This window comes from Streptomyces virginiae (assembly GCF_041432505.1).
GTDB classification, from domain to species: Bacteria; Actinomycetota; Actinomycetes; order Streptomycetales; family Streptomycetaceae; genus Streptomyces; species Streptomyces virginiae_A.
Genome location: NZ_CP107871.1, coordinates 5,231,310 through 5,257,333, shown reverse-complemented (window position 1 = coordinate 5,257,333; position 26,024 = coordinate 5,231,310). Strand labels below are relative to the sequence as shown.

Annotated in this window: 21 protein-coding genes; 11 read left to right on the top strand and 10 right to left on the bottom strand. The window is 72.1% G+C overall.

The window, feature by feature from the left end:
• Positions 1-98 precede the first annotated feature (98 nt).
• From OG624_RS24615 to OG624_RS24605, 3 genes are all read right to left on the bottom strand, one after another.
• The gene (locus tag OG624_RS24615; protein WP_371639844.1) at positions 99-2,636 is read right to left on the bottom strand and encodes a protein kinase; all 2,538 of its coding nucleotides are present in this window, start codon (positions 2,634-2,636) and stop codon (positions 99-101) included.
• A 78-nt stretch (positions 2,637-2,714) separates the two neighbouring features.
• A complete protein-coding gene (locus OG624_RS24610) occupies positions 2,715-5,321 on the bottom strand; it encodes a protein kinase domain-containing protein (RefSeq protein ID WP_442759682.1) in 2,607 nt (868 codons plus the stop codon).
• Positions 5,322-5,482: 161 nt separating this feature from the next.
• Positions 5,483-7,189: a glycerol-3-phosphate dehydrogenase/oxidase gene (locus OG624_RS24605; RefSeq protein WP_033219477.1), complete on the bottom strand. Its 1,707-nt coding sequence runs from the start codon at positions 7,187-7,189 to the stop codon at positions 5,483-5,485.
• A gap of 228 nt (positions 7,190-7,417) precedes the next feature.
• Between OG624_RS24605 and OG624_RS24600 the strand changes: the two genes are divergently transcribed.
• The 4 genes from OG624_RS24600 to OG624_RS24585 all read left to right on the top strand — a co-directional run bounded on the left by OG624_RS24600 (position 7,418) and on the right by OG624_RS24585 (position 12,052).
• Positions 7,418-8,647, top strand: a complete 1,230-nt coding sequence (locus OG624_RS24600) for a nucleotide sugar dehydrogenase (protein ID WP_033219475.1) — start codon at positions 7,418-7,420, stop codon at positions 8,645-8,647.
• A gap of 114 nt (positions 8,648-8,761) precedes the next feature.
• Positions 8,762-9,232, top strand: coding sequence for a hypothetical protein (locus OG624_RS24595; protein WP_033219473.1), 471 nt, complete (start codon positions 8,762-8,764; stop codon positions 9,230-9,232).
• Between the two features lie 99 nt (positions 9,233-9,331).
• Positions 9,332-10,300 carry a hypothetical protein gene (locus tag OG624_RS24590; protein ID WP_371588302.1) on the top strand — a complete coding sequence of 323 codons (969 nt, stop codon included), beginning with the start codon at positions 9,332-9,334 and terminating at the stop codon, positions 10,298-10,300.
• A 12-nt stretch (positions 10,301-10,312) separates the two neighbouring features.
• Complete coding sequence (locus OG624_RS24585) at positions 10,313-12,052, top strand: M16 family metallopeptidase (protein WP_051763166.1); 1,740 nt, start codon at positions 10,313-10,315, stop codon at positions 12,050-12,052.
• A 77-nt stretch (positions 12,053-12,129) separates the two neighbouring features.
• Here the strand turns inward: OG624_RS24585 and OG624_RS24580 are convergent, their stop codons facing one another.
• The 4 genes from OG624_RS24580 to OG624_RS24565 all read right to left on the bottom strand — a co-directional run bounded on the left by OG624_RS24580 (position 12,130) and on the right by OG624_RS24565 (position 16,739).
• Positions 12,130-13,254 (bottom strand): GuaB3 family IMP dehydrogenase-related protein, encoded by a 1,125-nt coding sequence (locus OG624_RS24580; protein WP_030767410.1) that lies wholly within the window; start codon positions 13,252-13,254, stop codon positions 12,130-12,132.
• Between the two features lie 142 nt (positions 13,255-13,396).
• On the bottom strand, positions 13,397-14,896 hold the full coding sequence (guaB, locus tag OG624_RS24575) for an IMP dehydrogenase (protein WP_033219465.1): 1,500 nt from the start codon (positions 14,894-14,896) through the stop codon (positions 13,397-13,399).
• 242 nt (positions 14,897-15,138) lie between these two features.
• Complete coding sequence (locus OG624_RS24570) at positions 15,139-15,768, bottom strand: sigma-70 family RNA polymerase sigma factor (RefSeq protein ID WP_030712839.1); 630 nt, start codon at positions 15,766-15,768, stop codon at positions 15,139-15,141.
• Between the two features lie 359 nt (positions 15,769-16,127).
• Positions 16,128-16,739 (bottom strand): response regulator transcription factor, encoded by a 612-nt coding sequence (locus tag OG624_RS24565; RefSeq protein WP_003948568.1) that lies wholly within the window; start codon positions 16,737-16,739, stop codon positions 16,128-16,130.
• A gap of 380 nt (positions 16,740-17,119) precedes the next feature.
• Between OG624_RS24565 and OG624_RS24560 the strand changes: the two genes are divergently transcribed.
• The gene (locus tag OG624_RS24560) at positions 17,120-17,446 is read left to right on the top strand and encodes a WhiB family transcriptional regulator (RefSeq protein WP_030011164.1); all 327 of its coding nucleotides are present in this window, start codon (positions 17,120-17,122) and stop codon (positions 17,444-17,446) included.
• A gap of 144 nt (positions 17,447-17,590) precedes the next feature.
• Here the strand turns inward: OG624_RS24560 and OG624_RS24555 are convergent, their stop codons facing one another.
• A complete protein-coding gene (locus OG624_RS24555; RefSeq protein ID WP_033219463.1) occupies positions 17,591-18,490 on the bottom strand; it encodes a LysR family transcriptional regulator in 900 nt (299 codons plus the stop codon).
• Positions 18,491-18,579: 89 nt separating this feature from the next.
• Between OG624_RS24555 and OG624_RS24550 the strand changes: the two genes are divergently transcribed.
• The 3 genes from OG624_RS24550 to OG624_RS24540 all read left to right on the top strand — a co-directional run bounded on the left by OG624_RS24550 (position 18,580) and on the right by OG624_RS24540 (position 20,878).
• The gene (locus tag OG624_RS24550) at positions 18,580-19,266 is read left to right on the top strand and encodes an MOSC domain-containing protein (protein WP_371640870.1); all 687 of its coding nucleotides are present in this window, start codon (positions 18,580-18,582) and stop codon (positions 19,264-19,266) included.
• A 31-nt stretch (positions 19,267-19,297) separates the two neighbouring features.
• The gene (locus OG624_RS24545; RefSeq protein WP_033219461.1) at positions 19,298-20,071 is read left to right on the top strand and encodes an SDR family NAD(P)-dependent oxidoreductase; all 774 of its coding nucleotides are present in this window, start codon (positions 19,298-19,300) and stop codon (positions 20,069-20,071) included.
• Positions 20,072-20,167: 96 nt separating this feature from the next.
• Positions 20,168-20,878 (top strand): ester cyclase, encoded by a 711-nt coding sequence (locus tag OG624_RS24540; protein ID WP_033219459.1) that lies wholly within the window; start codon positions 20,168-20,170, stop codon positions 20,876-20,878.
• Between the two features lie 153 nt (positions 20,879-21,031).
• Here the strand turns inward: OG624_RS24540 and groL are convergent, their stop codons facing one another.
• Positions 21,032-22,660, bottom strand: coding sequence for a chaperonin GroEL (gene groL / locus OG624_RS24535; protein ID WP_033219457.1), 1,629 nt, complete (start codon positions 22,658-22,660; stop codon positions 21,032-21,034).
• A gap of 113 nt (positions 22,661-22,773) precedes the next feature.
• Entirely contained in the window at positions 22,774-23,082 is a 309-nt protein-coding gene (gene groES / locus OG624_RS24530) for a co-chaperone GroES (protein ID WP_030389102.1), read from the bottom strand.
• 255 nt (positions 23,083-23,337) lie between these two features.
• Between groES and OG624_RS24525 the strand changes: the two genes are divergently transcribed.
• The 3 genes from OG624_RS24525 to OG624_RS24515 are packed head-to-tail and all read left to right on the top strand — an operon-like array spanning position 23,338 to position 26,022.
• Entirely contained in the window at positions 23,338-23,973 is a 636-nt protein-coding gene (locus tag OG624_RS24525; RefSeq protein WP_158711806.1) for a hypothetical protein, read from the top strand.
• A 29-nt stretch (positions 23,974-24,002) separates the two neighbouring features.
• Entirely contained in the window at positions 24,003-24,683 is a 681-nt protein-coding gene (locus tag OG624_RS24520) for a response regulator transcription factor (protein ID WP_266353019.1), read from the top strand.
• Positions 24,676-26,022, top strand: coding sequence for a sensor histidine kinase (locus tag OG624_RS24515; RefSeq protein ID WP_078909233.1), 1,347 nt, complete (start codon positions 24,676-24,678; stop codon positions 26,020-26,022). Before OG624_RS24520 ends, OG624_RS24515 begins: the two co-directional genes overlap by 8 nt.
• Positions 26,023-26,024: the final 2 nt, after the last annotated feature.

The window sequence follows — 26,024 nt, the reverse complement described above, 5'->3', positions numbered from 1 at the left end:
GCCAGATTACGGAGCCCGGAGGGGCTGCCGGAACCGCCCGGGCGCCGAAAGACGGCACTGTGACGCAATCGCCGTACTGATCAGTCGTCAGTATCCGCTCAACCGCCCGCCTTGTAACTCGCCGTGGCCTTTTCGAAGACTTCGGTGACCTTGGTCTGTTCGTCCTCCGGACCGGTGACGAGGACGACGTGGTAACTGCCGCCCAGCGCCACGACGTAGTTGCGGGCGAAGACGTTGCGACCGGTGCCGTCGATCCACGTGTACCGGCCCGTCGCGCGCAGTTGCTGACCCACCTTGGTGGTCTTCACATCGCCGACGGTCGACCAGGTGGAGGTCCGGTACGGGGTCAGTTCCGGCTCCTTGTCCTTCTGGTAGGCCGCCGGGTCCGGATTGCCCTGGACCTTGTCGCGGCCGGGGACGACGGTCAGCACGAACTGCCCGTCGGTGTAACGGACCTGACCGGACTCATTGATTCCGCGACGCTCCCAGCCGTTGGGCACGGCGATCTCGAAGTGCTCCGGGTCCTGTTGGTTGGTGTACCCGGCCGGGGCGGGGGCCGGGGCGGCCTGCGATTCGACGGGCGCGGTCGTCTGCGGGGCGGGCTTGGACTCGGGCGTGCCCGTGGGGACCTGGGAGGGACTCGGCTTCGCCGGTGTCTGGGCGGTGCCGCCCTGGGTGGCGCCCGCGGGGTCCTGATCTGCGGCCCGGGGCATGAACAGGATCGCGTACGCCACCGCGCCGGCGAGGAGGGTCAGGATCCCGACGAGCAGGATCCGGCCGAGGGCGCGCGGCTTGCGTGGGGCCGAGGGATTGCGGTGCCGCCCGTGGACCTCACCGCGGCGGCGTACGACGGGCAGCCGCGCCGGATCCGGCTCCGGCATCGGAAGCATCCCGAACCCGGCGTCCGGCTCGGGCGCGGACCGTACGAGCGAGCGCAGCCAGCCGCGCAGCTCCTCGAAGTCGGGTCGCTCGGTGGGGTCCTGGCGCAGCAGCGACTCCACGACCGGCCGCAGCGCCCCGCACTCCTCGGCGAAGGCGGGCGGCTCCGCGCACACCATCTCGACCAGCTCGGCGACGCTGTCCTCCGGGTACGGGGCATGCCCCTGGACGGCGCGGTAGAGCAGCGCGCCGAGCGCCCACAGGTCGGTGGCGGGCCCGACGGGGGCGGCGAGCTGCCAGTGCCCGTGCACGGGACCGGCCTGCTCGGGGGCCCACCGCTCGGTGACGGCGCCGACGACGGCCATCCGGGTCTGCCGCGCGCGCTCGGCGTCCAGACCGGTCCGGGGGCCGGACCGGCCGGTGCCGGCGTCGAAGCCGGTGGGCTGCGGCTGGTCGGGGGCGGTCCGGTTCGGCTCCTCGGCCTGCCGATAGCCCTGGGGCAGGGCGATCCGGGCGGGCAGGACCGGGCGCTCGGGCTGCGCCTGCCGGGGCTCCGGTTCCGGGTGCGGTTCCGGGTGCTGCGGTTCCAGGTGCGGATCCGGGTGCGGCTGGACGGTGGCGTACGGCGGCAGGGGTTCGGGGGTCGGCTCCGGCTCCCGCCCGGGAGCGGCCGCGGGCAGCTCCGCCCGGCGGGGGGTCGCGCCGTGCCAGGGGGCGGTGGCGCCGGTCTCCGGGCCCCCGTACGGGTACGAGTACCCCTGCGGGAGGGTCGATCCCGCGGGCCGGCGCTCCGGTGAGCCGCCGGACTCGATCTCGCCGGCCGTCCCGGCGCGGCGCTGCTCCTCGACCACCCGGGCGGCGGCCGCCCGCGCCCCGGCCCGGTAGGCGGCGACGACCCCGGCCCGCGCGGCCGCCTGGAGTTCGGGGCGGTCCTGCGGGCGATCGGGGGTGATGTGATCGGTGTACCGCGGCCCGGTGTCGTAACCGGGGGCCACGAGCGGCGCGTACGTGAGCTCCACCTGTCCGGCGGCGGGCGGCGTCGGGTCCGGGAAGGGGTCCGGGGCGGGACGCGGGGGCGGGACCGGCGGGGACACTGCGATCGGGGGCGACGTCGGGACCGGGGCGGGGGTGGGTGCGGGGGCCTGGGCGGTACCCCACCCCGCGCCGCCGTCGGTGTCCTCGGCGCTCGGGACGGGGTCGTACCCGCACAGGGCCTCCTCCGCCGCGCCCGCCGCGAGGCCCGTCAGCACGACGCGACCGTCCTCGCACACCAACACCGTCCGGACGGTGATGTTCCGGTGCGTCCAGCCGTGCCCGTGCAGCACCCGCAGCGCGGTCAGCACGTCCGAGGCCACCTCGGCGGCCCGGTAGGGGCTCAGGGGTTCATCGGCTATCAGCGCGGCCAGCGGCCTGGCCGGGACGAGTTCGCTCACTATCCACAGGGAGTCGCCCTCGGCGAACACGTCGAAGACCTGGTCCAGCCGCGGATGGTCCGGGATCGAGGCGGCCGCCTGCGCCGCCTCGATGGCGCGGCGCACAGCCGGCAGATCGGCGGGCGAGCGGCGCGCCGCCGGCACGGCCCGCGGCCCGTCCAGCAGCTCGGCGTCCACGACCTCCGGCAACGGCACCTGCCGTACGAGGACTTCCTGCCCGCTGCGGGTGTCGAAGGCGCGGGTCTCTATCAGTTCGTACTCGTCGGACGGCGGCAGCGGCAGGCGGTAGCGGCCGGCCAGGATCCGGCCCGCGTACTCCTCCACATCGCCTCCCCCGAGTGCGGCGGGCTCCCCATGGCCCCTCCGACACGATACGTCGCCAGGGCCGCCCGCGTCCCGAGGTCAGCCGAGCGGCTGGAAGGTCTCGAAGGCGACGTTGCGCATCTGGGTGCACTCCGGGCCGTCCCACTGGTCGGCGGCGCAGCTGATCATGATGGCGTAGCCGTGCGTCGCGTCCAGCTTGAACCCGCGGTTGAGCACCCGGACCTTGATGCCCTTCTGCTCGCGCTCGAACTCCCAGTCGGCGACGGTCGGGTAGCCCCGGTAGTCCACCGTGTCGATGCGGATCTGCCGGTAGTTCGTACTGCTGCCCGCCACCGCGGAGGCCGACTTGGCCCAGGCGAGGCGCGCGTCGTCGCCCGGCTTGTCTGTGTAGTCGACCTGGATCCGCGGGAATCCGCCGTCACGGCTGTATATGGCGCCGGAGTTCTCACCGGCTACGGCCGTCTGCTTGAAGCCCTCGGGCATCGCCATGGTGAAGTGGAAGCCGAAATTCCGCTCGGTGAAGAAGCCTGCGGGGAGAGCGCCGCCGGCGCCGCCGCCGGACGTAGCGCCCTGACCCTGGCTCGCGGCCGGGGTCTGCTGCTGCCCGCCGGTGCCGGCGCCCGTGCCCCCGTTCGCACCGGTACCCGCGGTGCCGTTGGCGTTGCCGCCGCTCTCGCCGGTGTTCCCGGAGGGCTTCGGGGAGGCGCCCCCGCTCCCGCCGCCGGCGCCCGGGTCCTTCGGGGCCGAAGCCGCCGGGGAGGGCTTGCCGTTGCCGCCCTTGCTCTCGTCCTTGGTCTTCGTGTCGTCGTCGCTGAAGGCGTAGGCGATGAGGGAGCCGACGACCGCCAGCACCACGACCAGGGCCGCCGCCGCGAGCACGATGGTGCGTCGCTGCATGACGTCCGTGAGCGGGGCCTTGACGGGGGACGGCTTGGACGTCGGCGGCTCCGCGGCGGAGACGGCCGTGGTGGCGGCCGCGGCCGTCGCCGCCTTGCGGGCGGCCTTCAACGCGGCGCGGGCACGTTCGCGCTGCTCGCGCTCGCGCCGCTCGCGCTCCTTCTTCGCCGCGCGCTCGGCCGCCTTCTCCGCCTTGTCGGCGGCGGCCTTCTCGACGGCCTCCTTGGCGTCGGCCAGCGAGATCTGCCGGGTCTCCTCGGCCGTCGGAACCGCCACGGGGGCCGGCGCGGGCTCGGGGGCCGCGAGGACGGCGCCCAGCATCGCCCGGGTGCGGGCGTCGTCGAGCCGGTGGGTGGGGTCCTTGGCGAGCAGGCCGTAGATGACCTCGGTCAGCGGACCCGCGTTCTTCGGCGGCTCCACCGGCTCGGTCATCACCGCGGTGAGGGTGGCGAGCGCGGACCCCTTGTCGTACGGGGGCACTCCCTCGACGCAGGCGTACAGCAGGCCGCCGAGCGACCACATGTCGGCGGGCGGGCCGGGCTTGTGACCGCGGGCGCGCTCGGGCGAGATGTAGGAGGGCGCGCCGACGAGCATGCCGGTGGAGGTGACGGAGGGGTCGCCCTCGACCTGGGCGATGCCGAAGTCGGTGAGGACGACGCGGCCGTTGCCGGCGATGAGGACGTTGGACGGCTTCACGTCGCGGTGCAGGATGCCCTGGCCGTGGGCGGCGCGCAGCACGTCGAGCACCGCGAGGCCGACCTCGGCCGCGCGGTGCGGGGTCAGGGGGCCGTTCTCACGTATGAACTCGGCGAGCGAGGGGCCCTCGATGAGCTCCATGACGATCCACGGCCGGCCGTCCTCGTCGACGACGTCGTAGACGGTGACGGCGCCGCCGCTGCGGATCCGGGCGATGGCCTTGGCCTCGCGCAGGGTGCGGGTGATGAGGCGTCGCTTCTCGTCCTCGTCGACCCCGGTGCTGAAACGGAGTTCCTTGACGGCGACGGTCCGGCCCAGGGTCTCGTCCTGGGCCCGCCAGACGGTGCCCATCCCGCCCTTGCCGAGCACCGCGCTCAGCCGGTACCGCCCGGCCAGCAGCCGTCCCTCGTCCTTTCCGCCCTCGGCGGCCTTCGCCGCGGCGGCCTTGACGGCGGCGGCCATGGCATCGGCCTTCTCGACGACGGGGTTGGACTTCGTCGCCGGCTTGACCTCGGGCTTGGACGCGGGCTTCGCCTCGACGGGCTCCGCCGCGGACGGCCCGCCGGCCTTGCCCAACGCGACCTTCGCCGCGGGTACATCGGCGGGCACGGCGTCGGCGGGCTCCGCCTCGACCTCGCCCGACCCCGACTTCGCCGACGCCGCATCAGACTTCGCCTCGGCGGGCTTCACGCCCTCGGACTTCGCCCCGGCGGCCTTCACAGCCACGGGCTTCGCGTCCACGGGCTCCGTCTCCGCGGGCTTCACGTCCACGGGCTTCACGCCCTCGGACTTCGCCTCGGCGGGCTTCACAGCGGCGGACTTCGTCTCCGCGGGCTTCGCCTCGGCGGGCTTCGCGTCCGCGGGCTCGGCATCCGCCGTGGCGTCGGCGGCGCGCTCCTCGGCGCCCGACTCGGCCGCCCGGCTCGACTCCGGCTTCGCCGCCGCGGGCGCAGCGACCTCCACGGGCTCCGCCGCAGGCGATCCGGCAGGCGGCCCGGCAGGCGAGCCCGTCCCGGAAGGCACGCGGCCAGCCGAAGACTTTGCACTGTCAGGCTGCGCCGCAGGCGACTCGGTGTGCTCCGGCTTCGACATGCGTCCCCTCTGCGATCGTGCCGCTGCTCCGCCTGCCCCAGCGGCTGAGCGACCCGGCGGCCGGGGCTCGCGATAACCCGCCCCGGCAGAACCTTCATTCTTCCTCACTCCGCAACGGACGGGCGCCCCGGGTCTACGGTTCCCCCCTCCGCATCCCGGAGTTACAACGGAACGATGTCCGGCGCCCCCAGCCGCGCCGCGTCCGCCGCCTGGTCGTCCGGCTGGCGCTGCGATTCCCGCTCCGCCTGGACCCGCTTCTCGTAGTGCTCCACTTCCTTCTCGATCTGCTGCTTGTCCCACCCCAGAACCGGAGCCATCAACTCCGCGCATTCCCGGGCCGAACGCGTCCCCCGGTCGAAGGTCTCGATGGAGATCCGGGTCCGCCTCGTCAGGACGTCGTCCAGGTGTCGGGCTCCCTCGTGCGAGGCCGCGTACACGATTTCCGCCCGCAGGTAGTCGTCCGCCCCGGACACCGGCTCCCGCAGCCCCGGGTCGGCGGCCATCAGGTCCAGCAGTTCCTCCGTCAGCGACCCGAAGCGGTTCAACAGGTGTTCCACCCGCACCACATGAAGCCCCGTCCGGGCCGCGATCCGCGCCCGCCCGTTCCACAGCGCCCGATATCCCTCCGCCCCCACCAGCGGCACGTCCTCCGTCACGCAGTCGGCCACCCGCTGGTCCAGGCCGTGCACGGCCTCGTCGACCGCGTCCTTCGCCATGACCCGGTACGTCGTGTACTTGCCGCCGGCGACCACCACCAGCCCCGGCACCGGGTGCGCCACCGTGTGCTCGCGCGACAGCTTGCTCGTCGCGTCCGACTCCCCGGCCAGCAGCGGCCGCAGGCCCGCGTACACGCCTTGGACGTCGTCACGCGTCAGCGGCACGGCCAGCACCGAGTTCACGTGCTCCAGCAGGTAGTCGATGTCCGCGCTCGACGCCGCCGGGTGCGCCTTGTCCAGGTCCCAGTCGGTGTCCGTGGTCCCCACGATCCAGTGCCGACCCCACGGGATGACGAACAGCACCGACTTCTCGGTCCGCAGGATCAGCCCGGTGCTCGAATGGATCCGATCCTTCGGTACGACCAGATGGATGCCCTTCGAGGCCCGGACGTGGAACTGGCCGCGCTCCCCGATCAGCGCCTGGGTGTCGTCCGTCCACACCCCCGTCGCGTTCACGACCTGCTTCGCGCGGATCTCGTACTCGCCTCCGCCCTCCACATCGCGCACCCGCGCGCCGACGACCCGTTCGCCCTCACGCAGGAAGCCGATGACCCTCGCCCGATTGGCGCAGTGCGCCCCGTACGCGGCGGCCGTCCGCACGAGCGTGGCGACGTAGCGCGCGTCGTCCATCTGGGCGTCGTAGTACTGCAGGGCTCCCACCAGCGCGTCCTTACGGAGCGCCGGCGCCACCCGTAGCGCACGCTTGCGCGACAGGTGCCGGTGCACGGGCAGGCCGCGTCCGTGGCCGCTGGAGACCGACATCGCGTCGTACAGCGCGACGCCCGAACCGGCGTAGAGCCGCTCCCAGCCCTTGTGCTGCAGCGGGTACAGGAAGGGCACGGGCTTGACCAGGTGCGGGGCGAGGCGTTCCAGGAGCAGGCCGCGCTCCTTCAGCGCCTCGCGCACGAGGGCGAAGTCGAGCATCTCCAGATACCGCAGGCCGCCGTGGATCAGCTTGCTGGAGCGGCTGGAGGTGCCGGAGGCCCAGTCCCGCGCCTCCACCAGGCCGGTCGACAGACCGCGCGTCACGGCGTCGAGCGCGGTGCCGGCGCCCACCACACCCGCGCCCACCACCAGCACGTCCAGTTCCCGCTCGGCCATCAGGCCGAGGGCCTCGGCCCGCTGCACCGGCCCCAGTGTCGCTGTCCTCACGGCTGCCTCCCGTTTGGTGCGGATGAGATCCCGCTCACATGCCCCGTTCCACGATTCTGACCGCACGCACCCACATCAGCCACCGCCTGTGGACAACACAACGGTGGCGTTCACTCCGGAATGCCACATATCTGTCATATATACGCCTAGTCTGACATTGCGCCAGCTCCTGTCCCCCGGAGAACTTGCGCGGCAGCCCCCTCATGTCAGGGAAGGGACGGCACCCCCATGCCCGCAGACCTCGCCGTCATCGGACTCGGCCATCTCGGCCTCCCACTCGCCCAGGCGGCCGTCGCCGCCGGAATCGAGACGGTCGGCTACGACAGCGGTCCGGTCACGGACTCCACCCTCACCGCCGCCGAGATCCGCCGCATGTCGGCGGCCGGCTTCCGGATCACCACCAACCCCGCCGAGCTCGGCCGGGTCCGCACGGCCGTCATCTGCGCCCCCACCCAGCTCGGAGCGGACCGCGCACTGGACCTCTCCGCCGTCGGCGAGGCCGGCCGCGCGCTCGCCGCCCGGCTGCGCCCCCACACCACCGTGATCCTCGAATCCGCCGCCCACCCCGGCGTCACCGAGGACTACCTCCGCCCGATCCTCGAAGCCGGCTCCGGGCTGCGGGCGGGCCGGGACTTCCACCTGGCCTACTCCCCCAGCCGCCTCGACCCGGGCAACCGCACCCACGGCATCTCCAACACCCCCAAGGTGATCGGCGGCCTCACCCCGGCGTGCACCGAGTCCGCGCACGCCTTCTACGCCCGCCTCACCGAGAAGGTGGTCCGCGCCCGCGGCCTGCGCGAGGCCGAGACCGTACAGCTCCTCGAAACGAACTACCGTCACGTCAACATCGCCCTCATGAACGAGATGGCGGTGCTCTGCCACGACCTCGGCGTCGACCTGTGGGACGTCATCCGCTGCGCCGAGACCAAGCCGTACGGATTCCAGGCGTTCCGCCCCGGTCCCGGCGTCGGCGGCCACGGCGTCCCGCTCGACCCGAACTACCTCCCCCACACCACCCGCACCCCCGGCCACCCCCTGCGCATGGTCGGACTGGCCCAGGAGATCAACAACCGGATGCCGCAGTACGTCATCCAGCGCTCGGCCACCCTGCTGAACGAGCACGGCAAATCCGCCCGCGGGGCCCGCGTCCTGCTCCTGGGCGTCACCTACAAGCCCGACCTGGCCGACCAGGAGGGCTCCCCGGCCCGCGAGATCGCCAGCCGCCTGATCGACCTGGGCGCGCTGATCAGCTACCACGACCCGTACATCACGGGCTGGCGGGTACGGGACCGGCCGGTCCCCCGGGCCGAGTCGCTGTACGAGGCCGCCGCGAACGCGGACCTGACGATCCTGCTCCAGCACCACCGCACCTACGACCTGCAAGGACTCGCCGTGAAGGCCCAGCTGCTCCTGGACACCCGCGGCGCCAGCCCGGTGGGCGCGGCCCACCGCCTCTGAGCCCCGGGAAATCCCCCGACAGATGTCCGGGGCTGCTGCTAGCCTGCGGCGTCACTTATCCCGCACATACGTCTCACGGACAGTTGTGCGTGCGTTTCCCTGGGGGGATCTTCCATGAGCCAGAACTTCACGCCGCCCGCGCCCGACTCCTACTCACCGGTCGCCGCCCCGGCCCCGGCCCGCCGCGGCAACTTCGGCCTGGCGGTCCTCGCGGCCGTGGGCACGGCCCTCGTCGCGGGCGCCGCCTACGGCGGCATCATGAGCGCGATCTCGTTCCAGATCGGCTACCTGGCCGCAGGCGTCGGCTTCGTGGTCGCCCTCGCCGCCGTCCGCCTCGGTGGCCGCAACCCCGTCCTCCCGGTCCTGAGCGCCGTGCTGGCGCTCGCCGGCGTGTACGTCGGCTACCTCCTGGACATGGCCCTCTACGTGTCCGAGCACGAAGGGATTCCGGTCTCCGAGCTGCTCACCACCGAACTCGTGAAGCTGAACCAGTTCTACATCGACAACATCGACCCGATCTCGATCCTGTTCTACGCGATCGGCGCATACGCGGCCTTCCAGACGGCCCGGAAGGCCGGCCACTGACACACCGGCGGCCCACGGGGCGCTGAGCAGGCACGACGGGCTCGGAAGCGGCCGCGAATCCCCGTCGACGGGATCCACGCCGGTCCATATGATCCGCGCGTGCCCGCTCATACCCCGACCGGTCGGCCCGTTTTCGAACCCGCCGACCGCATACCCGCCCTCGCCGCCCTGCGCTCCGCCGTCCGACGCCAGGACCGGGCCGCCGTCGCCGCCGCCTTCGACGGCCTCGACGACGAGGACGACCGGGCCCTCGCCTGCCGGGTCGTCGCCGAGACGGACGGCTCCGAGGTCTTCCTGCGACGGACCGTGGAGCGCTTCCCGCGCGATCCGCTGCCCCGGAGCCTGCTCGCCGACCGGCTGGTGCAGCTCGGCTGGGGTATCCGTACCGCCCACCGGGCCCAGCACGTCTCGCGGCAGCAGTTCGACGACTTCCACGCCCACCTGCGGCGCGCCGAACTCCTGCTCATCGACGTCTGCGCCGAGCACCCCGAGTACGCCCTCGCCTGGTACCTGCGGATCATCACCTCGCGCGGGCTCGAACTCGGCCTCGGCGAGACCCGCCGCCGCTACGACCGGCTCGCCGAGCACCACCCGCACCACTTCGGCGGCCAGTCCCAGCTGCTCCAGCAGATCTGCCCCAAGTGGGGCGGCAGCTGGGAGGCCGCGCACGGCTTCGCCCGGGAGTGCGCCGCGAAGGCACCCGACGGCAGCCCGAACGGGGCGCTGGTCGCCATCGCCCAGCTGGAGAACTATCTGGAGATCGCCGAACGGACCAGTGTCGGTGTCGCGTCGACCTACCTGCGTGACCTCGACAACCAGACCCGGCGGCTCGAGGCCGCCGCCCGGTCCGCCCTCCACCCCGCCGCCCGGGCCGACGCCTTCCGCTCGGTCGACGCCCACAGCGCCTTCGCCGCCGCGCACAGCGCCGCCGGCCGGCACGCCGCGGCGGCCCCGCACTTCCGCGCCCTCGGCGACCGCGCGAGCGAGTTCCCGTGGTGTTACCTCGGATCCGGCGACCACGAGGACGAGTTCGAAGGCCACCGCAAGATCGCACTGACAAAGGGCTGAGGGACCACGGAGATGGACATCGACACCACCACGGCGCCCACCGCCACGACCGACGCGGACGGGGTCACCACGACCGCCGTGGGCGGCGTGCGCACCCTGCTGGCGCCCCGCTCCGGTCCCGTCACCGCGGGCCTGCTCTTCCGCGTGGGCCGCGCCGACGAGACCCTCGCCACCAGCGGGATCACCCATCTCGTCGAGCACCTCGCCCTGCACCGGCACGGCCTGAGCGATCTCCACTACAACGGCGCGACCGCCGCCGCGTACACCCTCTTCTCCGTCACCGGCACCGCCACGGAAGTGGTCCAGTACCTGAACGGGGTCTGTGCGGCCCTGCGCGACCTGCCGTTGGATCGGCTGGAGACCGAGAAGGAGATCCTCCGCACGGAGGCCGCCGGCCGCGGCCGCGGAGGCAACGGCATGGACCTGTGGCGCTACGGCGCCCGCTCCTACGGCCTCGTCGACTGCGCCGAGACGGGCCTGCCCGCCATCACCGCCGAGGACGTCCGCGACTGGGCCCGGACCCGGTTCACCGCCGAGAACGCGGTCCTGTGGATGACCGGCGACACCCTCCCCGAGGGCCTGGACCTGACCCTCCCCGAAGGCGAGTGGCTGCCCGCCCCCGAGCCGACCTCGGCCCTGCCCGCCACCCCGGCCTATTTCCACGGCGACGCGGGTGGAGTCGTGCTCACCTCGGTCCTGCCCCGGTCGACCGCGGCACGCCTGTTCGCCGAGGTCCTCGGCAAGGAGCTCTTCCGGGAGCTGCGCCAGAAGGGCGGCTACTCGTACACCGCCGCCGCCGAGTACCAACCGCGCGACACCGACCACGCCACCGTCGTCGCCTACGCCGACGCCCTCCCGGCCAAGCAGGACGCACTGGTCGGCGCCTTCGTCGACGTCCTCGCGAAGCTACGGGCCGGCCGGATCGAGCAGGCCGACCTGGACTCCGTACGGGCCTCCGCGCTGGCGCAGTTCGACAGCCCGGACCTGGCGGCGGCGATGCTTCCGGGCACCGCCATGAACCTCCTGATGCGCCACCGCCACCTGGCCGTCGCCGGGGCGCGGGCCGAGATCGAGGCGGTCACCGTCGAGGACCTCCACCGCGTCGCACAGGAGCTGTGGGCGGACGCCCTCATGCAGGTTCCGGGCCGGGGCGTGGACTGGGCGGGCCTGACCGACGCCGCGGCTTCCCCGGAGATCGTCACCGGACGCCGCTACTCCGCCCTGGAGGACGGGAAGGTCGCCCTGCTCGTGGCGAAGGACGGCATCAGCCTGGTCACGCCGAACGGCCAGGTGACCGTGCGGTACGCCGACTGCGCCCTCATGCAGGTCTTTCCGGACGGCGCCCGCCACCTCGTCGGCAACGACGGCTTCAGCATCACCGTCGAGCCGACGCTGTACCGCCTGACGCTCGGCCGGCTCGCCCCGCTCGACGCCGGCGTCCCGCCCGCCTCCGTGGTCCGTATGCCGGCGCGCGACCCCGCCCTGATCCCGCGGCCGAACCCGTCGAACGTCCAGCTGCGGGCGGCCCGGCCCGACCGCAGCGGCGCCGTCACCGCGTGGATCTGGCTGCTGGGCACCCTCACCGTGCTCCTCACAGCCGCCACCGGCGTCGTCGTGTTCGCCCAGACCGACCCGGAAATGAGCCCCGAGGGCCCGGACTGGGCCGCGGTCTTCTTCTCGGGCCTGCTGACCGTGGCCTGCGCCTATCCGTGGATCGAATACCTCCGCAAGCGCCGGCGCGGCGAAGGCTGATCGGGCCCCGGCACGCCGAAGGGCCTGCCCCCCCCCCGTTCCGGGGGGGCAGGCCCTTCGGCATGTGTGGCCGGGGGTCAGCGGCTGTGCTGCGAGTCCGCGATCGTGACCTCGACCCGCTGGAACTCCTTGAGCTCGCTGTAGCCCGTGGTGGCCATCGAGCGGCGCAGCGCGCCGAAGATGTTCATCGAGCCGTCCGGGGTGTGCGAGGGACCGGTGAGGATCTCCTCGGTGGTGCCCACGGTGCCGAGGTCGACCTTCTTGCCGCGCGGCACGTCCTCGTGGACGGCCTCCATGCCCCAGTGGTTGCCCTTGCCGGGCGCGTCGGTGGCACGGGCCAGCGGGGAGCCCATCATCACGGCGTCCGCGCCACAGGCGACGGCCTTCGGGATGTCGCCGGACCAGCCCACGCCGCCGTCGGCGATGACGTGCACGTAGCGGCCGCCGGACTCGTCCATGTAGTCGCGGCGGGCCGCGGCCACGTCCGCGACGGCGGTGGCCATCGGGACCTGGATGCCGAGGACGTTGCGCGTGGTGTGCGCGGCGCCGCCGCCGAAGCCGACGAGGACACCGGCCGCGCCGGTGCGCATCAGGTGCAGGGCCGCCGTGTAGGTGGCGCAGCCGCCGACGATGACCGGGACGTCGAGCTCGTAGATGAACTGCTTGAGGTTCAGCGGCTCGGCGGCGCCCGACACGTGCTCGGCCGACACGGTGGTGCCGCGGATCACGAAGATGTCCACGCCCGCGTCGACGACGGCCTTGGAGAACTCGGCCGTGCGCTGCGGGGAGAGCGCGGCGGCGGTGACGACGCCGGAGTCGCGCACCTCCTTGATGCGCTGCCGGATCAGGTCCGCCTGGATCGGCGCGGAGTAGATCTCCTGGAGACGGCGGGTGGCCGCCTCCTCGTCCAGCTCCGTGATCTCGTCCAGCAGCGGCTGCGGGTCCTCGTACCGGGTCCACAGGCCTTCGAGGTTCAGCACGCCGAGGCCGCCGAGCTCGCCGATGCGGATGGCGGTCTGCGGGGAGACGACCGAGTCCATGGGGGCGGCCAGGAAGGGGAGCTCGAAGCGGTACGCGTCGATCTGCCAGGCGATCGAGACCTCCTTCGGGTCCCGGGTACGCCGGCTCGGGACGATGGCGATGTCGTCGAACGCGTACGCCCTGCGGCCGCGCTTGCCGCGCCCGATCTCGATCTCAGTCACGTGTGGTGGCCTTTCCTCTGGGTCTGCCCGTCCAGTATCCCCGAACGCCGGGGGCATGCGTTCCGGTGACCGCTGTACGGACGCCAACGGCGAGGAGCGGGCCCGGTTGCTCCGGACCCGCCCCATGCGTTGGCTCTGGCTGTTATCCCTTGCGGGAGTAGTTCGGCGCCTCGACCGTCATCTGGATGTCGTGCGGGTGGCTCTCCTTGAGGCCCGCCGAGGTGATGCGGACGAACCGGCCGCGGTCCTGCAGCTCGGGGACCGTGCGGCCGCCGACGTAGAACATCGACTGGCGCAGGCCGCCGACGAGCTGGTGCACGACCGCGGAGAGCGGGCCGCGGTAGGGGACCTGGCCCTCGATGCCCTCGGGGATGAGCTTGTCGTCGCCGCCCACGCCCTCCTGGAAGTAGCGGTCCTTGGAGAAGGACTTCTGCTCGCCACGGGACTGCATCGCGCCGAGCGAACCCATGCCGCGGTACGACTTGAACTGCTTGCCGTTGATGAAGAGCAGCTCGCCCGGGGACTCCTCGCAGCCCGCGAGCAGCGAGCCGAGCATCACCGTGTCGGCGCCCGCGACCAGGGCCTTGGCGATGTCGCCGGAGTACTGGAGGCCGCCGTCGCCGATGACCGGGACGCCCGCGGCCTTGGCGGCGAGCGCGGCCTCGTAGATCGCGGTGACCTGCGGGACGCCGATGCCGGCGACGACGCGGGTGGTGCAGATGGAGCCGGGGCCGACGCCGACCTTGATGCCGTCGCAGCCGGCGTCGATCAGCGCCTGGGCGCCGTCACGCGTGGCGACGTTGCCGCCGATGACGTCGACGGTGGAGTTCGACTTGATCTTGGCGACCATGTCGCCGACCAGGCGGGAGTGACCGTGGGCGGTGTCGACGACGATGAAGTCGGCGCCCGCCTCGATCAGGGCCTGGGCACGCTCGTACGCGTCGCCGGCGACGCCGACGGCCGCGCCGACGAGGAGCCGGCCGCCCTTGTCCTTGGCGGCGTTCGGGTACTTCTCGGCCTTGACGAAGTCCTTGACCGTGATGAGGCCCTTGAGGATGCCCGCGTCGTCGACCAGCGGCAGCTTCTCGATCTTGTGGCGGCGCAGCAGCTCCATGGCGTCCACGCCCGAGATGCCGACCTTGCCCGTGACCAGCGGCATCGGGGTCATGACCTCGCGCACCTGGCGGCTGCGGTCCGACTCGAAGGCCATGTCGCGGTTGGTGACGATACCGAGGAGCTTGCCGGCCGGGTCGGTGACCGGGACGCCGGAGATGCGGAACTTCGCGCAGAGCTCGTCGGCCTCGCGCAGCGTCGCGTCCGGGTGCACCGTGATCGGGTCGGTGACCATGCCGGACTCGGAGCGCTTGACCAGGTCGACCTGGTTGGCCTGGTCGACGATGGAGAGGTTGCGGTGCAGCACGCCGACGCCGCCCTGACGGGCCATGGCGATGGCCATGCGGGCCTCGGTGACCTTGTCCATGGCGGCGGACAGCAGCGGGACGTTCACCCGCACGTTCCGCGAGATGAGGGAAGAGGTGTCGATCGCGTCAGGCGACATGTCCGACGCGCCCGGCAGCAGCAGCACGTCGTCGTAGGTCAGTCCGAGCGTGGCGAATTTGTCGGGCACTCCGTCGGCGGTCATGACACCTTCCCAAATGGTCTTGCTCAGCGCGGATGTCCATGCTAACGGGATCCCGACGCGTCTCATTCCACGACCAAGGTCAAGCAGAAGTTTCGTCGTTTCCTACGACTGTGACCGACGGCCGAGAGCATCGGCCCGGCGCGGGAACCGTACGGAACGGATGCATCGGACCGCGGTGGGATCGCGATGGACCGGAACGGTTCGCGGGTGGACCGCGCGAGCCGCGAGGCCCGCACGGCCGCCTACTGCTCGGCGAGTGCGCGCAGCCGGCTGAGCGCGCGGTGCTGGGCCACGCGCACGGCCCCCGGGGACATCCCGAGCATCTGCCCGGTCTCCTCCGCGGTCAGCCCGACGGCCACCCGCAGCACCAGGAGCTCGCGCTGGTTCTCCGGAAGGTTGGCCAGCAGCTTCTTGGCCCAGGCGGCGTCGCTGCTGAGCAGCGCGCGTTCCTCGGGGCCCAGCGAGTCGTCGGGCCGCTCCGGCATCTCGTCGGAGGGCACGGCCGTGCTGCCCGGGTGCCGCATGGCGGCCCGCTGCAGGTCGGCGACCTTGTGCGCGGCGATCGCGAAGACGAAGGCCTCGAAGGGCCGCCCGGTGTCCCGGTAGCGCGGCAGCGCCATCAGGACGGCGACGCAGACTTCCTGCGCCAGGTCCTCCACGAAGTGACGAGCGTCACCCGGCAATCGTGAGAGCCGGGTGCGGCAGTAACGGATCGCGAGGGGGTGCACGAAGGCGAGCAGGTCGTGCGTGGCCTGCTCGTCACCCTCCACCGCCCTGCGTACGAGCGCGCTGACGCCCCCGGCACTGCCGCCCTTGGCGGTGCCGGTCGGGCCTGTGGCCGCGGGTGACCCCAGGGCCTCGTCGTCGCGCATCAATCCATGGTGCCTTGGCGCCGGAGCATCCGCGTCGCCGTGGCCCTTGTTGTGCATCGAAGCGTTATGAGCAGGTGCGCCGGAACTCATCGTCTGCGCCCTCCCCTCCCGCTCGGCCGAATAGTCCCCGAGAGACTCCACACCCTCAAGGATGCGGCATCGCGCACGAAGCGAGACGTCCCCCGGATTGTGCCCCGCCAATCCCCGGGTGCGCACCGGGTAGGCGGGGACAGGGATGCCCTCGACAACAGGAGCCGTCGAGGGCGGCGTGCCGCCCCGTCCGCGGGTGGCGGACGGGACCGCTCTCGACGATCCGCGGCCTGTGGCGGACCGGGCCGGGCCCGGCCACGACCGGGAGGTCAGCGGACCAGACCCCAGCGGAAACCGAGTGCCACGGCGTGCGCCCGGTCCGAGGCGCCGAGCTTCTTGAACAGTCGGCGGGCGTGCGTCTTGACCGTGTCCTCGGAGAGGAAGAGCTCGCGCCCGATCTCCGCGTTGGACCGGCCGTGGCTCATGCCCTCCAGCACCTGGATCTCGCGCGCGGTGAGCGTGGGCGCGGCGCCCATCTCGGCCGAGCGGAGCCGGCGCGGGGCCAGTCGCCAGGTCGGGTCGGCGAGGGCCTGGGTGACCGTGGCCCGCAGTTCGGCGCGCGAGGCGTCCTTGTGCAGGTATCCACGGGCGCCGGCGGCGACCGCGAGGGCCACGCCGTCCAGGTCCTCGGCCACCGTCAGCATGATGATGCGGGCGCCGGGGTCGGCCGAGAGCAGTCGACGGACCGTCTCCACACCGCCCAGCCCGGGCATCCGTACATCCATCAGAATCAGGTCGGAGCGGTCGGCGCCCCAGCGGCGGAGGACTTCCTCGCCGTTGGCAGCCGTCGTCACACGCTCGACGCCGGGCACGGTGGCCACCGCGCGGCGGAGCGCCTCTCGGGCAAGCGGGGAGTCGTCGCAGACGAGGACGGATGTCATGACCGCCCTCCGCAGCTGCTGATGCGCGTCACCTTGAGCCTCCAGGCTGGTACGTATCGTCACCTGTGCGGTCGATGCTCCCGGACACCTGTCCGAGAACTTATTGGTTCAACCGCCTTCGCACTCTCAACGATGGTCACTCGAAAGAGTTACGGGTCGGACGGACACCTTCAGCACTCTACGTGAGGAAGCGATCACGGCGGTGGAGCCACGAGTCGCTTGTCCTCCATCTGGAGCTATGCCCTATTTGGCGGCTTTCCTTCCGTTTGGCACGTGTCTGAGGCTAGATTCCCAATGAGTCATATTTACATCTACTCCGACAGTAGGTGTGGAGACATGGACCGTATCCGCCTCAGTACCGGCACCAAGAGGGACTACCAATGGCAGATTTCTCCCGCCTCCCCGGACCGAACGCCGACCTCTGGGACTGGCAGCTGCTAGCCGCCTGCCGCGGGGTCGACAGCTCCCTCTTCTTCCACCCGGAAGGCGAGCGGGGCGCGGCCAGGAGCGCGCGCGAGGCCTCGGCTAAAGAGGTCTGCATGAGATGCCCGGTGCGTTCGGAATGCGCCGCGCACGCACTCGCCGTCCGAGAGCCCTACGGGGTGTGGGGCGGCCTCACCGAGGACGAGCGAGAGGAACTGATGGGCCGCGCCCGGCACCGCCTGATCCCCGCGTCGAGTGCGATCGGACCGATCGCGCCGAACTGAGAGCCGCCGAAACGTCCGAAGGAACGTTTCCTCGAATCACCAGCACACCCGGGCGTGTCGCCGCCCGGCCCGCGTTTCACCCGTTCGGCCGTACCCGGCCGTCCGACGTGTGCGCCCCCGGCCGCCGCCGGGGGCGGACGCGGGTCAGCGTGCGGCCGCCCGCTGAAGTTCGGCCAGGGTCGCGGCCACGGCCGGCACCCTGGCCAGGTCGGGCAGGGTCAGCGCCACGACCTCCCGCTCGACGGCCGGCTCCACCGCCACCGCGCTCACGCCCTTGGCCCGTACGGACTCCACCGCGAGCTCCGGCAGCACCGCCACGCCCAGCCCCGCGCCGACCAGGCCGACCACGGCCGGGTAGTCGTCGGTGGCGAAGTCGATGCGCGGGGTGAAGCCCACGCCCTCGCACACCTCCACCAGATGACGGCGACAGCGCGGACAGCCCGCGATCCAGGGTTCGTCCGCCAGCTCCGCCATGCCCACGCGCTCCGCCCCGGCCAGCCGGTGCCCCTCCGGGACCAGCCCGACGAGCCGATCGGTCAGCAGCGGCCGCACCACGAGGTCGTCCCACTCCGCGGCGGAATGGGACGCGCCGCCGTAGCGGAAGGCCAGCGCCACGTCGCAGTCGCCCTCGCGCAGCATCTCCACCGACCGCGGCGGCTCCGCCTCGACCAGCGAGATACGGGTCCCCGGGTGCTCGGCGCGCATCGCCGCGAGCGCGGTCGGCACCAGCGTCGAGCTGCCGCTGGGGAAGGACACGAGTCGGACCCGGCCCGCGCGCAGCCCGGCGATGGCCGCGACCTCCTCCTCGGCGGCGGTCAGTCCGGCCAGGATCCCCGCGGCATGACGGACCAGCGCCTCGCCCGCCTGGGTCAGCCGCATCTCGCGGCCGGTGCGGATGAGCAGCGGGGTGCCGGCCGACTGCTCCAGCGCCTTCATCTGCTGGGAGACGGCGGGCTGGGTGCAGCCGAGCTCGCGGGCGGCGGCGGAGAAGGACCCGGTCCCGGCGACGGCGCGCAGGACCCGGAGATGGCGTGCTTCGATCACCCTTCGAGCATAAGCCCTACTTTGATTCCCGGGTAAATCTCCCGATGTCACTTTGGGTTGGCCCCGGATAGCGTGGTCCCATGAGCTCCATGCACCTGATCTCTGTGAACCTCGGCCGCGCCACGGCCGTCGACTACACGGACGCGGAGGGCGGGGTGACGGGCATCGGCAAGCGCCCCGTCCCCGGACCGGTCCACGTCCTCGCCCCGGGCCCCAAGGCCACCGGCCTCGGCAGCGGCCTGGAGGGCGACGCCGTCTGCGACCGGCGCCACCACGGCGGCGACCACCAGGCCGTCTACGCGTACGCCCGCGAGGACCTGGATCTGTGGGAGCACATGCTGGATCGCGAGCTGCCCGGCGGACTCTTCGGCGAGAACCTCACCACCTCCGGCATCGACCTGAACACCGCGCGGATCGGCGACCGCTGGCGGGTCGGCGCGGACCTCGTCCTCGAAGTGGCCTCGGCCCGCATCCCGTGCCGGACCTTCCAGGGGGCCATGGGCGAGACCGGCTGGGTCAAGCGGTTCACGCAGGAGGCCCGGCCGGGCGCGTACCTGCGGGTGATCGAGGAGGGTTCGGTCTCCCCCGGCGACCCGATCGAGATCATCCACCGGCCGGACCACGAGGTGACGGTGCGGCTGTGGTTCCGCGCCTTCACCACCGAGCGGCACCTGCTGCCGCACACCCTCGCCGCCGGTGAGGCGATGGAGCCGGGCGCCCACGAGCGGGTTCGCCTGTATGTGGAGAAGTACGGGGCAGGGGCCGGGGCGAGGTAGCGCCGCCATCGGGGGAAGCTAGGTTGCGCCTATGACGACTGCGTTGATCACAGGATCCACGGCGGGCATCGGCGCCGCCTTCGCCCGGCGGCTGGCCGCCCAGGGACACAATCTGGTGCTCGTGGCACGCGATACGAAACGGCTCGGCGAGCAGGCCACCGAACTGCACGACCGGCACGGCATCGAGGCCGACGTGCTGGTCGCCGACCTCTCCACGGAGGCGGGCATCGCGGCGGTCGAGGAGCGCCTCGGCGACCGCACCCACCCGGTGGACCTTTTGGTCAACAACGCGGGCTTCGGCAACAAGGGCCGCTACCTCGAGGTCTCCATGGCCGACGAGCTGACCATGCTGAAGGTGCACATCGAGGCGGTCCTGCGGCTGACCTCGGCGGCCACGGAATCGATGCGCTCGCGCGGCCGCGGCGGCGTCATCAACGTGGCCTCGGTGGCCGCCTTCGTACCGCGCGGTACCTACGGGGCGAGCAAGGCCTGGGTCGTGCAGTTCACCCAGGGCGCCGCGCGGGACCTGGCGGGATCCGGGGTGCGGCTGATGGCGCTGTGCCCCGGCTTCGTCCGGACGGAGTTCCACCAGCGGGCCGGCATGGGCACGGACAACATCCCCGGCTGGATGTGGCTGGACGCCGACAAGCTGGTGGCCACGGCCCTGACCGACCTGGCCCGCGGGAAGACGGTGTCGATCCCGGACCCGCGGTACAAGGCGCTGATGGGCGTGGTGAAACTGACCCCGCGCGGACTGCTGGGCGGGATGTCCTCGCGCACGGGCCGCAAGTACGGCCCCCAGTAGCCCCGGAGGGTACCCCGCCAGGCCCTACCACAAGCGGCCGATCGGGTGAAATCTCCCTAAACTGGACCTGTCCCATCCAGCGCGGGAGGCGACGCCATGACATTCGTACAAGTGATCGATTACGAGACCAGGCGGTTCGACGAGATGAACGCGCTCATCGACCGCTGGGCGGAGCAGAGCAGCGGCCGGCGCACGGCCACGCACACGATGATCGGCCAGGACCGCGAGGCCCGGAACCACTACGTGGACATGGTGGAGTTCGCCTCGTACGAGGAGGCCATGAAGAACTCCCAACTCCCCGAGACGGACCGGATGTTCCAGGAGATGGTGGCTCTCTGCGAAGGCATGCCGAAGTTCATGAACCTCGATGTCGTCCGCGACGAGCACCTCAACAAGCAGCTCGCGCAGCGGGTGTTCGAGGAAGCGGCCATGGGCGGGAACATGGGCGTCCTCGACGAGTGCTTCGCGACGAACTACATCGACCACGACGTCAGCAAGACGGAGTCCACCGTCATCGGACGCGAGGCCATGCGCTCGGACATGGAGACGTGGCGCGCCGCCTTCGACATGACCTTCGAGCCGCTGGCCCAGCTGGCCGAGGGCGACATGGTCACGACGGTGTGGAACTGGCGCGGCACCCACAAGGGCCCGTTCATGGGGGTCGCACCGACCGGGAAGACGTACGAGATGTCCGGGAGCACCACCTTCCGCTGCCTGGACGGAGAGATCGTCGAGGGCTGGTGGCACTACAACCCCGGTGCCCTGCAGCAGCAGATGGGCGGATCGGGTAGGCCGTACGGGGCCTGAGGCCCCACCACGGGAAGACAGCCACAGGACAGAACGGCACCACGGAACGGCGAAGGCGAACGGCACGGCGTCCGGGAAGGCAAACGAGAAGGCAAACGGGAAGGCCCCGCTCCGCGGCTGCGGAGCGGGGCCTTCCCGGCGTGGTGCGTGCGATCAGTGGCTGTGGCCGTGACCGTGGCCGTGACCGGCGTCGCCCTCGTCCTCGGCCGGCTTCTCGACGACCAGGGTCTCGGTCGTGAGCAGCAGCGAGGCGATGGAGGCGGCGTTCTCCAGCGCGGAACGGGTGACCTTCACCGGGTCGATGACGCCGGCCTTGACCAGGTCGCCGTACTCGCCGGTGGCGGCGTTGAAGCCCTGGCCCTTGTCGAGCTCGGCGACCTTCGAGGTGATGACGTAACCCTCGAGACCGGCGTTCTCGGCGATCCAGCGCAGCGGCTCGACGGCGGCGCGGCGCACGACCGCGACACCGGTGGCCTCGTCGCCCGACAGGCCGAGGTTGCCCTCGAGGACCTTGACGGCGTGGACGAGCGCGGAGCCACCGCCGGAGACGATGCCCTCCTCGACCGCGGCGCGGGTCGCCGAGATGGCGTCCTCGAGACGGTGCTTCTTCTCCTTGAGCTCCACCTCGGTGGCGGCGCCGACCTTGATGACGCAGACGCCACCGGCGAGCTTCGCCAGGCGCTCCTGCAGCTTCTCGCGGTCCCAGTCCGAGTCGGTGGACTCGATCTCGGCCTTGATCTGGTTGACGCGGCCGAGGACCTCTTCGTGGCTGCCGCCACCATCGACGATGGTGGTGTCGTCCTTGGAGATGGTCACGCGGCGGGCGGAGCCCAGTACGTCCAGACCGGCCTGGTCGAGCTTGAGGCCGACCTCTTCGGCGATGACGGTGGCACCGGTGAGGGTGGCCATGTCCTGGAGCATCGCCTTGCGACGGTCACCGAAGCCGGGGGCCTTGACGGCCACCGCGTTGAAGGTGCCGCGGATCTTGTTGACGACGAGGGTGGAGAGCGCCTCGCCCTCGACGTCCTCGGCGATGATCAGCAGCGGCTTGGAGGCGCCGGCCTGGATGACCTTCTCCAGCAGCGGCAGCAGGTCCTGGATCGAGGAGATCTTGCCCTGGTTGATCAGGATGTACGGGTCGTCGAGGACGGCCTCCATACGCTCCTGGTCGGAGACCATGTATGGCGAGAGGTAGCCCTTGTCGAAGGCCATGCCCTCGGTGAACTCCAGCTCCAGGCCGAAGGTGTTGGACTCCTCGACGGTGATGACACCGTCCTTGCCGACCTTGTCCATCGCCTCGGCGATGAGCTCGCCGACCTGCTGGTCCTGCGCGGAGAGCGCGGCCACGGCGGCGATGTCGGACTTGTCCTCGATCGGGCGGGCGGTCGCGAGGAGCTCCTCGGACACGGCCTTGACCGCGGCGTCGATGCCCTTCTTCAGGGCGGCCGGGGAGGCACCCGCGGCGACGTTGCGCAGACCCTCGCGGACCAGCGCCTGGGCCAGCACGGTGGCGGTGGTGGTGCCGTCACCCGCGATGTCGTTGGTCTTGGTCGCCACCTCCTTCACGAGCTGCGCGCCCAGGTTCTCGTACGGGTCGTCCAGCTCGACCTCGCGAGCGATGGTGACACCGTCGTTGGTGATGGTGGGGGCGCCGAACTTCTTGTCGATGACGACGTTGCGGCCCTTGGGGCCGATCGTCACCTTGACCGTGTCGGCAAGCTTGTTGACGCCGCGCTCGAGGGCGCGACGGGCGTCCTCGTCGAACTTCAGGATCTTCGCCATGGGAGCGGTTCAGCCCTCTCGAAAACTCGGGTTTAAACGAGCTACGCCCCTCGCCGCCCGGCAATCAGCGGGGTGACCAGGGGCGCAGCTCAAAGCAGTACTGATGAAGAGAATTACTTCTCGACGATCGCGAGCACGTCGCGAGCCGAGAGGACGAGGTACTCCTCGCCGCTGTACTTCACTTCGGTGCCGCCGTACTTGCTGTAGAGCACGATGTCGCCGACGGTGACGTCCAGCGGGAGACGCTGGCCGTCCTCGAAGCGACCCGGACCGACCGCGAGGACGACGCCCTCCTGGGGCTTCTCCTTCGCGGTGTCCGGGATGACCAGGCCGGAGGCCGTGGTCTGCTCGGCGTCCAGCGGCTGGACCACAATGCGGTCCTCAAGCGGCTTGATGGCAACCTTGGAGCTGGTGGTCGTCACGATCCGACCTCCCCCTTCGGAGATCCGGGGTTAACTGTCTGAGGTGGCGACCAGGTCGATCCGTCGTCGCGGGTGCCGGATCTGCCTGTCGCTGTGTTGGCACTCACCAGGGGTGAGTGCCAGGTGCGAGACTATTCCGGCGATTAGCACTCGGTCAAGCGGAGTGCCAATTCCCGCCACCGGGCGTTGCGCGGACCGGGCCCGGAACCCCGAAACCGCGAGCGTACGGATGTTCGGAATCGCTACTGTCCCCGCATGACCAGGAAGAGCTCGGGCGTGGACGTGCAGCACGCCATCCCCATCGTCATCGGCCTCGCGTGCGGGATCTACGCGTTCTCGGTCGGCGTACCGCGGCTGGTGACCCAGCTGACGGGGGTGGAGGGCTCCTTCACCGCCGAACGCTGCACCTGGGAGCTGGATTCCGAGGGCGAGACGCAAGGGGAGTGCGAGGGCTCCTTCACTGCCTCCGACGGCTCGTTCACGATCCGCCCGATCGAATCCGAGGGCGTCTTCCACAGTCGGCCGCAGGAGCCGGTGACCCGCCTCGTCGGAGGACCGTCGGCCGACAAGGCGGTCCCGCCGGACCTGGCGACCTCGCTGGTCCCCATGGGGTTCGGTCTGACCGCCTCCGCGTTCCCCGCGTGGGCGCTGACGGCGGCCACCCGCGACGCCGCCGAACGCCGCCGGCGCCGCCGGGCATGGCCCGCCGCGGCCGACCTCCCCCCGAATTTCGGGCCGGTCAGGATCCCGCCCGCCGGATCCGGTACCGAAACCGGTGCCGGATCGTCCGCCGACACCGCTGCCGGGGCCTCCGCCGGATCCGGTGCCGGGTCGTCCGCAGCCGTGGGGTCGGTACCGCCCGTCGGTACGACACCGAAGCACCACTCCTGAGGGTTTCACCGATATGTGACGCTTGAGCCGTGCGCATCCTCGTGGTCGAAGACGAAGAAGGCCTCGCCGAATCCCTACGGCGGGGCCTCTCCGCCGACGGGCACCGGGTCGACGTCGCCCACGACGGCCACCGCGGGCTGGACCTCGCCCTCGCCGGCGGCCCGTACGACGTCGTCCTCCTCGACCTGATGCTCCCGGGCCCCGGCGGCCACGAGATCTGCACCCGGATGCGCGCCCACGGCGACACCACCCCGGTCCTCGTGCTCACCGCCCGCGACGGCGAGCACGACGAGGCCGAGGGCCTGGACTCCGGCGCCGACGACTACCTCACCAAGCCGTTCTCCTTCGTGGTCCTGGCCGCCCGGATCCGGGCGCTGGCCCGCCGCGCCGGCACCCCCGACCGCGGCACGCTGCAGGCCGGCGACCTCGTCCTGGACCCGCAGGGCCGCCGCTGTCGTCGCGGCGACCGGGACATCGAGCTCACCGCCCGTGAACTGGGTGTGCTCGCCTGCCTGATGGAGCAGCCGGGACGGGCCGTCGCCAAGCAGGACATCCTGGACGAGGTCTGGGAGACCCCGCACGGCATCGATCCGAACATCGTGGAGGTGTACGTCTCCTCCCTGCGCAAGAAGATCGACGCCCCCTTCGGCCGCCGCTCGATCCGCACCGTCCACGGCACCGGCTACCGGATGGCCCCCGACGGTGGTTAGCGGTATCCGGGCGCGCACCGCCGCGGCCGCGGCACTGGCCATGGCCGCCGTCCTCGCCGGCGGCGGGCTGTGGCTGCACGCCCTGCTGCGGGCCAACCTCCTCGACAACACCACCGGCCGCGCCGAACTCGCCGCCCGCAAGGTCGCCGCCCAGCTCGACAACCGGACCCTGCCGCCCGGCGGACGGCTGCCCGTGCCCGAGAGCGGGGTGGACCTGGTCCTCGTACAGGACGCGGCCGGCCGGACGGTCGCCACCACCGGCGACCCGAAGCACACCCCCGACCTGACCGGCGTCCCGCTGCCGGGCCCCGGCGCGGACGCCCGGTCGGCCGTACTCCCGCCCGCGCGCCCCGGCGGCGAGCGACGCGCGGTGGTCGTCGTCGAGGCCCCGGGCGCGCACAGGGTGTACGCGATGACCGTGCTCGGCGACGTGGACGACGCGACCCGCGCCGTGGCGATCGGACTGCTGGCGGGCGCGCCCCCCTTGACCGCCTTCGCCGCGGCCCTGGCCTGGTGGGTGACCGGCCGCGCGCTGCGGCCGGTGAGCGCGATCCGTGCCGAACTGGCGGCGGTCACCGGGAGCGAGCTGGACCGGCGGGTTCCGGACCCGGGTGGGGCGGACGAGATCGCCCGGCTGGCCCGGACCGTCAACGACACCCTCGACCGGCTGGAGCGTTCCGACGCCCGGCAGCGGCAGTTCACCGCGGACGCCTCCCACGAGCTGCGCAACCCGCTGGCCGCCGTGCGGTCCCGGCTGGAGGTGGCCCTCGCGATGGACCGCCCCGACCGGGAATCGGTCGCGGCCGCGCTGGCCGACACCGAACGGCTGCAGGCGATCGCGGCGGACCTGCTGTTGCTGGCCCGCCTCGACGGCGGACCGGCGCCCCGGAGCGAACCGGTGGACCTGGCGCTGCTGGCCGCGGAGGACGCGGCGCGGCGGGGCGGGGGCGGGGACCGGGTCGGGCCTCGGGTCGCGCTACGGCTGGACGTGGGGGCACCCGTACCGGCGTCCGGTGACCCGGCGCGGCTGGAGCGGGCCTTGGCCAACCTGGTGGACAACGCCCTGCGGTACGCCCGCGCGGAGGTGGTCGTACGGGCGACGGAGCACGACGGCTGGGCGGTGCTGGAGGTCACGGACGACGGCCCTGGCATCCCGGAGGCGGACCGGGACCGGGTGTTCGAACGGTTCGTACGACTGGACGCGGACCGTGGCCGGGCCAGCGGCGGCACCGGGCTGGGGCTGGCCATCGCCCGGGAGATCGCGCGGGCGCACGGGGGCGACGTACGCGCGCTGCCGGCGCCCACCGGGGGCGCGCGGCTGGTGCTGCGCATCCCGTAGCG